This is a genomic window from uncultured Dietzia sp. (assembly GCF_937873725.1).
GTDB lineage: Bacteria > Actinomycetota > Actinomycetes > Mycobacteriales > Mycobacteriaceae > Dietzia.
The window spans coordinates 21,186-29,159 of sequence record NZ_CALMYY010000116.1; the positions used below are offsets into that span (position 1 = coordinate 21,186).

The 7,974-nt window shown below is 71.5% G+C and carries 8 protein-coding genes and 1 tRNA gene; 5 read left to right on the forward strand and 4 right to left on the reverse strand.

The window, feature by feature from the left end:
* Positions 1–201: 201 nt before the first annotated feature.
* The gene (locus Q0444_RS12835; protein WP_291081580.1) at positions 202–1,074 is read left to right on the forward strand and encodes a S9 family peptidase; all 873 of its coding nucleotides are present in this window, start codon (positions 202–204) and stop codon (positions 1,072–1,074) included.
* A 9-nt stretch (positions 1,075–1,083) separates the two neighbouring features.
* Here Q0444_RS12835 and Q0444_RS12840 read toward each other — a convergent pair.
* Positions 1,084–1,169 (reverse strand) — tRNA-Ser (locus tag Q0444_RS12840).
* A gap of 139 nt (positions 1,170–1,308) precedes the next feature.
* Here Q0444_RS12840 and Q0444_RS12845 point away from each other — a divergent pair.
* Positions 1,309–2,349: an NAD(P)H-quinone oxidoreductase gene (locus Q0444_RS12845; protein ID WP_299023404.1), complete on the forward strand. Its 1,041-nt coding sequence runs from the start codon at positions 1,309–1,311 to the stop codon at positions 2,347–2,349.
* Between the two features lie 4 nt (positions 2,350–2,353).
* On the opposite strand, the gene Q0444_RS12850 is transcribed toward Q0444_RS12845, so the two are convergent.
* The 3 genes from Q0444_RS12850 to Q0444_RS12860 form a co-directional block, all read right to left on the reverse strand.
* Positions 2,354–2,905, reverse strand: a complete 552-nt coding sequence (locus Q0444_RS12850) for a PadR family transcriptional regulator (RefSeq protein ID WP_299023405.1) — start codon at positions 2,903–2,905, stop codon at positions 2,354–2,356.
* 4 nt (positions 2,906–2,909) lie between these two features.
* Positions 2,910–3,899 carry a nitronate monooxygenase family protein gene (locus Q0444_RS12855; protein WP_299023406.1) on the reverse strand — a complete coding sequence of 330 codons (990 nt, stop codon included), beginning with the start codon at positions 3,897–3,899 and terminating at the stop codon, positions 2,910–2,912.
* A gap of 101 nt (positions 3,900–4,000) precedes the next feature.
* Positions 4,001–5,017, reverse strand: a complete 1,017-nt coding sequence (locus tag Q0444_RS12860; RefSeq protein WP_291081576.1) for an NADP-dependent oxidoreductase — start codon at positions 5,015–5,017, stop codon at positions 4,001–4,003.
* A gap of 66 nt (positions 5,018–5,083) precedes the next feature.
* Between Q0444_RS12860 and Q0444_RS12865 the strand changes: the two genes are divergently transcribed.
* The 3 genes from Q0444_RS12865 to Q0444_RS12875 are packed head-to-tail and all read left to right on the forward strand — an operon-like array spanning position 5,084 to position 7,751.
* On the forward strand, positions 5,084–5,971 hold the full coding sequence (locus tag Q0444_RS12865; protein ID WP_291081578.1) for an ABC transporter permease: 888 nt from the start codon (positions 5,084–5,086) through the stop codon (positions 5,969–5,971).
* Positions 5,972–5,983: 12 nt separating this feature from the next.
* A complete protein-coding gene (locus Q0444_RS12870; RefSeq protein WP_299023407.1) occupies positions 5,984–6,802 on the forward strand; it encodes an ABC transporter ATP-binding protein in 819 nt (272 codons plus the stop codon).
* Entirely contained in the window at positions 6,792–7,751 is a 960-nt protein-coding gene (locus tag Q0444_RS12875) for a glycosyltransferase (RefSeq protein ID WP_299023408.1), read from the forward strand. Before Q0444_RS12870 ends, Q0444_RS12875 begins: the two co-directional genes overlap by 11 nt.
* The last annotated feature ends 223 nt before the right edge of the window (positions 7,752–7,974 follow it).

Genomic DNA, 7,974 nt, shown 5'->3' on the forward strand with positions numbered 1-7,974 from the left:
ATTTCATGACCGGGCCTCGGGCGCCTCGGTGGTCTCGGCAGAAGTCGACGGATGAAGCTCCTGTCGGACCGTCGATCAATCTGATGGATTCCTGAGAAAAGGGTGAGCATTCTGCAGCGACGGCGCACTCCCCGTCCCGCGAGGGTCTCGAGCATCGGCTCCGGCCTGGCGATCATCCTCGCGCTCGCGGCCGGGTGCACGATCTCCGACGGGGCTCCGGCCGTGGAGTCCGCGATCGCCCTTCCCGCGCGGCTCGACGAGGTCACCGTCCAGCGCTTCCAGTACCCCACGAACGACGAGGCCGATCCGTCCCAGAACTGGGCGGACCTCTACCTGCCCGCCGGGGCCCAGCGGGTCGATTCGATCCCCCTGGCGGTCCTCATCCACGGCGGGTCCTGGCAGAGCCAGGTCGGCGCGTACACGTTCGACCCGCTCGCCCGGGAGCTCGCCCACCGCGGCATGGCCGTCTACAACGTCGAGTACCGGCGCGTGGGATCGGGCGGGGGGTGGCCCACCACGTTCCTCGACATCGCGAACGCGCTGGACCACGTGGTCGAGGTGGACAAGAGGTTCCCCCAGATCACCACCGATGACGAGGTGGTGATCGGCCACAGCGCCGGGGCCCAGCTCGCGGTCTGGGGCGGCACGCGGCATCTCCTCGAGGACGACGAGGTGGGGGCGAAGCCGGCGTTCCGTCCGACCCGTGTGGTGTCCATCGCAGGCCCCCTGGACCTGGCGTACGCCGCGACCCACGGGGACGACAGGATCATCACCGCGATCGGCGGCACCCCCGCCGAGGTGGCGAGCCGCTACGCGATGGTGGACCCCATCCAGAACATCGACCCGGACACCCCGGTGATCGCGCTGCACGGTGGGCGCGACACCACGGTGGCACCCGAGAACTCCCGGCGCTACGTGGACGCGGTCACCCGCGCCGGGGGGCGGGCCAAGTTGGTCCTGTTCGAGGACCAGGACCATGTCTCACTCGTGTCCGGAGGCTCCAGCGCGTACCCCCGCGTGCTCGAGATCATCCGCCACGTGTCGTCGGCCGACCTGGACGAGGCGACCGCCTGACCCGGTGGGCGGAAGTGGAGGGATTTGAACCCCCGGTGCTGTTGAGGCACGCTCGCTTTCAAGGCGAGTGCATTCGGCCGCTCTGCCACACTTCCCCGCCGTCCGCCGCGACACGCGCGACCGCGGGGTTCCACGTGAAACCCGCGTCGACGACGCCGCTCATCGTAGTGGACCCGGCGCCCCACCACCCAGCCCGCCCGCCCAGGCCCGCCGTCCCGGCTACCGTCGGAGGGCATGAAGGCCATCGCGTACGAGAACGGTCCCGAGTCCCTGCACCTGGTCGAGGTCCGCGACCCGACCGCTGGCCCCGGTGAGGTCCTCATCGACGTGGCCGCGACGGCCGTCAACCGCGCGGACCTCCTCCAGTCCAGGGGCCACTACCCCCCGCCGCCCGGCGCGTCCGGGATCCTCGGCCTCGAGCGTTCCGGCCGGATCCGCGACGTCGGCGAGGGCGTGGAGGGCCTGGCCGTGGGCGACGAGGTGTGCGCGCTGCTCGCCGGCGGCGGGTATGCCGAGCAGGTCGCCGTTCCGGCGGGTCAGGTGATGCCGATCCCGGCCGGGGTGTCGCTGCACGAGGCGGCGTCGCTGCCCGAGGTGGCGTGCACCGTGTGGTCGAACCTCGTCATGACGGGTGGGCTCGGCCGGGGCGTCCTGGCCGCGGGAGCCCGCTGGGGCGAGGTCGGACTCGGCGCCCCGCGCGTGCTGCTCCACGGCGGGGCCGGCGGCATCGGCTCCCACGCCCTCCAGGTCTGCCGCGCCCTCGGGGCCCGCGTGGCCACCACCGCCGGCGGTCCGGGGAAGGTGCGGACGTGCCGTGACCTCGGGGCCGACCTCGCGATCGACTACCGGGATGAGGACTTTGTCGACCGGATAGGGGAATGGACCCACGACGACGAGAGGGGCCGCGGCGTCGACCTGATCCTCGACGTGATGGGCGCGAAGTACCTCGAGCGGAACATCGCCGCCCTCGCCCCGGACGGCCGCCTCATCGTGATCGGCATGCAGGGTGGGGTGAAGGGTGAGCTGAACCTGGGTGCGCTGCTCGCCCGCCGGGCCGGGGTGATCGCCACCAACCTCCGGGCCCGCCCGGTGGACGGACCCGGGGGCAAGACCGGCGTCTGCCGGGAGGTCGTCGACAACGTCTGGCCGCTGGTCGCCGCCGGGGACGTGACCACCCGCGTCTCCCGCGAGATCCCCCTGGAGAACGCCGCGGAGGCCCTGGCCCTGCTCGACTCCGGGGAGTCGCACGGGAAGATCCTGCTCACGGTCGCCTGAACGCTCAGTCCCCCGGCAGTCCCTCCAGGGCGGCGAGGGTGTCGTCGCACCAGGCGAGCCAGGCCCGCTCCCCCTCGATCCCCAGCCTGAGGACCCTGTGCTGGAGCGTGCCGCGCGGGTCGGAGGGGTCGACCGAGCGGAAGTCCCGCTGCTCGATCTGGCGGTATCGGTCGAGGTCGTCCTGTCGACGCCGCCGGTGGTGTTCCAGCGCGTGGCGGAGTTCCCGTGTCCTGCCGGTGGCCGCGGCCGCGCGGACGCGGACGGCGAGGGTCGACCGCATGGGGTCGGGCTCGTCCCCCTCCCCGATCCACCCCACGAGCAGCTCCGACCCGCCGGGGGTCACCTCGAACCTCCTGGGTTGCCCCCGGCGGGGTGGGCCCTCCTGCGGCAGTTCCCGGATGAGTCCGGCCGAGGCCAGTCGGTCGAGTTCGCGGTAGATCTGCTGGTGGGTCGCCGGCCAGAAGTATCCGATCGACCGGTCGAACCGCCGGGCCAGCTCGATCCCGCTGCCCGCCCGCTCGCTGAGGGAGGTGAGGATCGCGAACTTCAGTGACACCCGGTCAGCGGGTGGAGGCGACGGCCGCCGCGGTGGCGGAGAGCGCCCCGGACGCCAGCTCGTACTCGGTGCGGAGGCGGTCGACGAGCTCGCGGACCGTGCCCGTCGAGGTCACCGCCCCGACGCCCTGACCGGCACCCCAGATGTCGCGCCACGCCTTGGACTCGGCGGTCCCGCCGGTGCCGAAGTCCATCGCGGACGGATCCGAGGTCGGGAGGTCGTCCGGGTCGAGGCCGGCCGCCTCGATGCTGCCCCGCAGGTAGTTGCCGTGGACCCCCGTGAAGAGGTTGCTGTAGACGATGTCCGACGCGCCGCTCTCCACGATCATCTGCTTGTAGGACCCGGGGGCGCGGGACTCGTCGGTGGCGAGGAACGCCGATCCCACGTACGCCAGGTCCGCCCCGGCCGCCTGCGCGGCCAGGACCGAGCGGCCGTGGGCGATGGCCCCGGACAGCAGCAGCGGTCCGTCGAACCATTCGCGGATCTCCTGGATCAGCGCGAACGGCGACTGGGTTCCGGCGTGGCCGCCGGCACCGGCGGCCACCGCCACCAGCCCGTCCGCGCCCTTCTCGACGGCCTTACGGGCGAACCTGTTATTGATCACGTCGTGCAGGACGATGCCCCCGTAGGAGTGGACCGCCTGGTTGACCTCCTCCCGCGCGCCGAGGGAGGTGATGACGATCGGCACCCGGTGTTCGACGACGGTCGCCAGGTCCTGCTCGAGCCGGTCGTTGGAGCGGTGGACGATGAGGTTGACGGCGAAGGGCGCCACGTAGGCCTCGGGGTTCGCCGCGGCGAACGCCTCGTTGCTCCGGTTGATCTGGTCGATCCACTCCGCCAGGGCCGACTGCGGCCTCGCGTTGAGGGAGGGGAACGACCCGATCACCCCGGCCTGGCACTGCGCGGCCACGAGCTCGGGCCCGGAGTAGATGAACATCGGCGAGGCCACGACGGGCACGGTCAGGGGGCCTGCGAGAACGGGGGGGAGGGACATCGGCGTTCCTTTCGACGGATGCCCCGACCGTACGTCCGTCGCGACGTTCATGCAACAAGTTGCACAAAGTCGGCGGTCGGCCGATCTCGACGCCCCGGGGGTCAGATCCTGACGAGCATCTTGCCCACGTTGGCGCCACGCATGAGGTCGAGGAACGCGTCGACCGAGTTGTCGATGCCCTCGACCACCGTCTCGTCGAAGACGATCTCGCCCGAGGCCACCCACGGCCCGACCTTCCCGGCGAACTCGGGGAACAGGTGCATGTACTTGTTGATCGTGAAGCCCTGCAGGGTGAGCCCGCGGGTGATGGCGTGCCACAGGTTGTCCGGGCCGGGCGCGCGCTCGGTGGCGTTGTACGAGCTGATCGCCCCGCACAGGGCCAGGCGACCGCCGTCGTTCATCAGGTCCAGCGCGGCCTCGAGATGGTCGCCGCCCACGTTGTCGAAGTAGACGTCGATGCCCTGACCGTCCTGCTTGCCGAAGTGCTCGCGCAGGAGCGTGCGGACCGGACCGTCCTTGTAGTTGAGCGCCGCATCGAAGCCGTAGTCACCGATGACCTTCCCGACCTTCTCGGCGCTGCCGGCCGACCCGATGACCTTGGAGGCGCCCATCAGCCTGGCGATCTGCCCGACGGCGGACCCGACCGAGCCGGCGGCGCCGGAGACGAACACGGACTCCCCCGGCGTGAAGCGCGCGATGTGGAGGAGCCCCACGTAGGCGGTGAGCCCGGTGGTCCCGAGGATCCCCAGGTACGCGGAGATCGGCACGCCCTCGATCTGGTGCACCACCCGGAACTGCCGGCCTGCGCCCTGGGCGACGTCCCGCCACCCGAGGTCGTGCATCACCACCGCGCCGACCGGGTGGGCGTCCGACCGCGACTCCACGACCCGGCCCACCGCCCCGCCGGTCATCGTCTCGCCCAACTCGAACGGCGGGATGTAGGACCGGCCCTCGTTCATCCGACCGCGCATGTACGGGTCCACGGAGAGGAACTCGTTGGCCACGCGGACCTCGCCCTCCGCGAGGTTGGGAAGGTCCACGTGGACCGTGCGGAAGTCGTCATGGGTGGGCCACCCGCGGGGTCGGTTGACGAGCTGGATCTGGGTGCTGGAGGTCATCCCTACTGTCTACGCGTCCTCGCGGCGGGGCTGCCACCGGCCGATCCTCTAGTAGGCTTCGCGATCGTGCAGGACCAGCCATTTCCCGATCCCGCCGCGGCGACGCTCCCCGACGAGCGCGTGCGCGGCGAGATCGTCAACGACTCCCACACCTTCCGCCGGGCCGTGGCCGACCTCCGCCGGGGCCTGAGCCAGCGCGAGTTGTGGCTCTCCCTGGGCTGGCAGGACATCAAGCAGCGCTACCGGCGCTCCACGCTGGGACCCCTGTGGATCACCATCGCCACCGGCGTCATGGCCACGGCCCTGGGGCTGCTCTACTCGATCCTCTTCCAGATCCCGCTGGCCGAGTTCCTCCCCCACGTCACCGTGGGCCTGATCCTCTGGGGCTTCATCTCCGGCTGCATCAAGGAGGGCTCGGAGGTCTTCATCTCCAACGAGGGCCTGATCAAGCAGCTGCCCAGCGCGCTGAGCGTGCACGTGTACCGGCTCGTGTGGCGCCAGTTCCTGTTCCTGTGCCACAACCTCGTGATCTGGGTGGTGCTCATGGTGATCTACCCGCGGCCACTGGGCTGGGACCTGCTGCTGGCCGTCCTGGGGCTGGCGGTGCTGCTGCTCAACGGCGTGTGGGTGGCCATGCTGTTCGGCATCCTCGCCACCCGCTTCCGCGACATCGCGCCGCTGCTCGACTCGATGGTGCAGCTGCTGTTCTACATGACCCCCATCGTGTGGACCACCCAGACGCTGTACGAGCAGGGCGGGCAGATCGCGGACCGGGCCCGGATCGCCGAGCTCAACCCGCTGTACCACTACCTGGAGATCGTCCGCGCGCCCATGCTCGGCGAGCCGGTTGCCGCCTACCACTGGTGGATCGTCCTGGGCTGCACCGCGGTCGGCCTCCTCCTGGCGTTCGCCGCCCTGCGCCGGTTCCGCGCCCGAGTCCCGTACTGGGTGTAGGAGAGACGACCCATGAGCCCACTAGCACCCACCCCCGGCGGCGTGTCCATCGACTGCGTGGACGCCTGCGTGGACTTCCCGATCTTCGACGCCAAATCGCGCTCCCTGAAGAAGGCTGTCCTCGGCTCCGCCGGTGGCGCCATCGGCCGGAACGCGTCCAACGTCGTCGTCGTCGAGGCCCTCAAGGACATCACCCTCTCCCTCCGGGAGGGGGACCGCATCGGCCTGGTCGGGCACAACGGCGCCGGCAAGTCCACCCTGCTCAGGCTGCTGTCCGGCATCTACGAGCCCACCCGCGGCGCCGCCCGGATCCGCGGGCGCGTGGCCCCGGTGTTCGACCTGGGCGTGGGCATGGACCCCGAGATCTCCGGGTACGAGAACATCATCATCCGCGGCCTGTTCCTCGGGCAGACCCGCAAGCAGATGAAGGCCAAGGTCGAGGAGATCGCCGACTTCACCGAGCTCGGCGACTACCTGGACATGCCGCTGCGCACCTACTCCACCGGCATGCGCGTGCGGCTGGCGATGGGCGTGGTGACCTCGATCGACCCCGAGATCCTGCTGCTCGACGAGGGCATCGGCGCGGTGGACGCGGAGTTCATGAAGAAGGCGCGGGTCAAGCTCGCCGACCTCGTGTCCCGCTCCGGCATCCTGGTCTTCGCCTCCCACTCCAACGAGTTCCTCGCGCAGCTGTGCGACTCGGCCATGTGGATCGACCACGGCCGCATCCGGCAGCGCGGCGGGATCGAGGAGATCGTCACCGCCTACGAGGGTCCCGAGGCCGGGCGGTCGATCGCCGAGTACATGGAGAGGATGACGCGTGAGGGCTGAGGACGACGGCGCCGGGCACCGAGACGGGCAGCCGTCCGACGCGCGGCGGATCGTCGCCGTGGTCGTCACCCACCGACGCCTCGAGCAACTCCGCGCGTCCCTCGACGTGGTATGCGGCCAGTCCCGGCCGATCGACCACCTGGTGGTGGTGGACAACGCCGACGAGCAGGCCGTGCGGCAGCTGGTGGAGTCGCAGCCCGTCGCGACCACCTACCTCGGCTCGCAGCACAACCTCGGCGGTGCCGGCGGCTTCGCCCTGGGGATGCTGCACGCGCTGGCCTCCGGCGCCGACCTGGTGTGGTGCGCCGACGACGACGGCCGGCCCGAGGGACCGGAGGTGCTGGCCACGCTGCTCGGCTGCATGGACCGGCACGGCCTCGCCGAGGTGTCTCCGGTGGTGTGCGACCTGGACGACCCCGACCGCCTGGCGTTCCCGCTGCGGCGCGGCCTGGTGTGGCGGCGGCGGCGCAGCGAGCTGTTCGCGGACGGCCAGTCGGTCGAGAGCGCGGGCGACCTGCTGCCCGGCATCGCCTCGCTGTTCAACGGCGCGCTGTTCACCGCCGACTGCCTGGACCGCGTGGGCGTGCCGGACCTGCGCCTGTTCATCCGCGGCGACGAGGTCGAGGTGCACCGCCGCCTGGCCCGCTCCGGCCTGGGCTTCGGGACCTGCCTCACCGCCGCGTACCTGCACCCGCAGGGATCCGACGAGTTCAAGCCGATCCTGGGCGGGCGCATGCACACCCAGTTCCCGGACGACCCGGTCAAGCGGCACTTCACCTACCGCAACCGCGGCTACGTGCTCTCCCAGCCGGGCCTGCGTCACCTCATCCCGCAGGAGGTCGTGCGCTTCGGCTGGTACTTCCTGGTCTCGCGCCGCGACCCCGCCGGCTTCCGCGAGTGGCTGCGCCTGCAGCGGCTGGGCGCCCGCGAGCGCTTCGACAAGCCCTGATCGCCGGCCCAGCCCGCGCCGCCCGCCCGCCGGCCCACCCGCCGGCCCCGGCCCCGGCCCCGGCCCCGGCCCCGGCCCCGGCCCCGGCCCCGGCCCCGGCGAGAATCCGCTACTCCCCCGCACGGTCCGCTACCCGCTTCCGGGGAGCGGACCGTGCATCCGAGTAGCGGACCCGGGGTGGACCCGGGGTGGACCCGGGGTGGACCCGGGGTGGGCGGGCGGG

What these genes read in the sequence shown, in the direction of transcription:
- Q0444_RS12845 (WP_299023404.1), top strand. Translation starts at nt 1,309, where the DNA reads ATGAAGGCCATCGCGTACGAGAACGGTCCCGAGTCCCTGCACCTGGTC.
- Q0444_RS12870 (WP_299023407.1), top strand. Translation starts at nt 5,984, where the DNA reads ATGAGCCCACTAGCACCCACCCCCGGCGGCGTGTCCATCGACTGCGTG.
- Q0444_RS12860 (WP_291081576.1), bottom strand. Translation starts at nt 5,017, where the DNA reads ATGACCTCCAGCACCCAGATCCAGCTCGTCAACCGACCCCGCGGGTGG.
- Q0444_RS12855 (WP_299023406.1), bottom strand. Translation starts at nt 3,899, where the DNA reads ATGTCCCTCCCCCCCGTTCTCGCAGGCCCCCTGACCGTGCCCGTCGTG.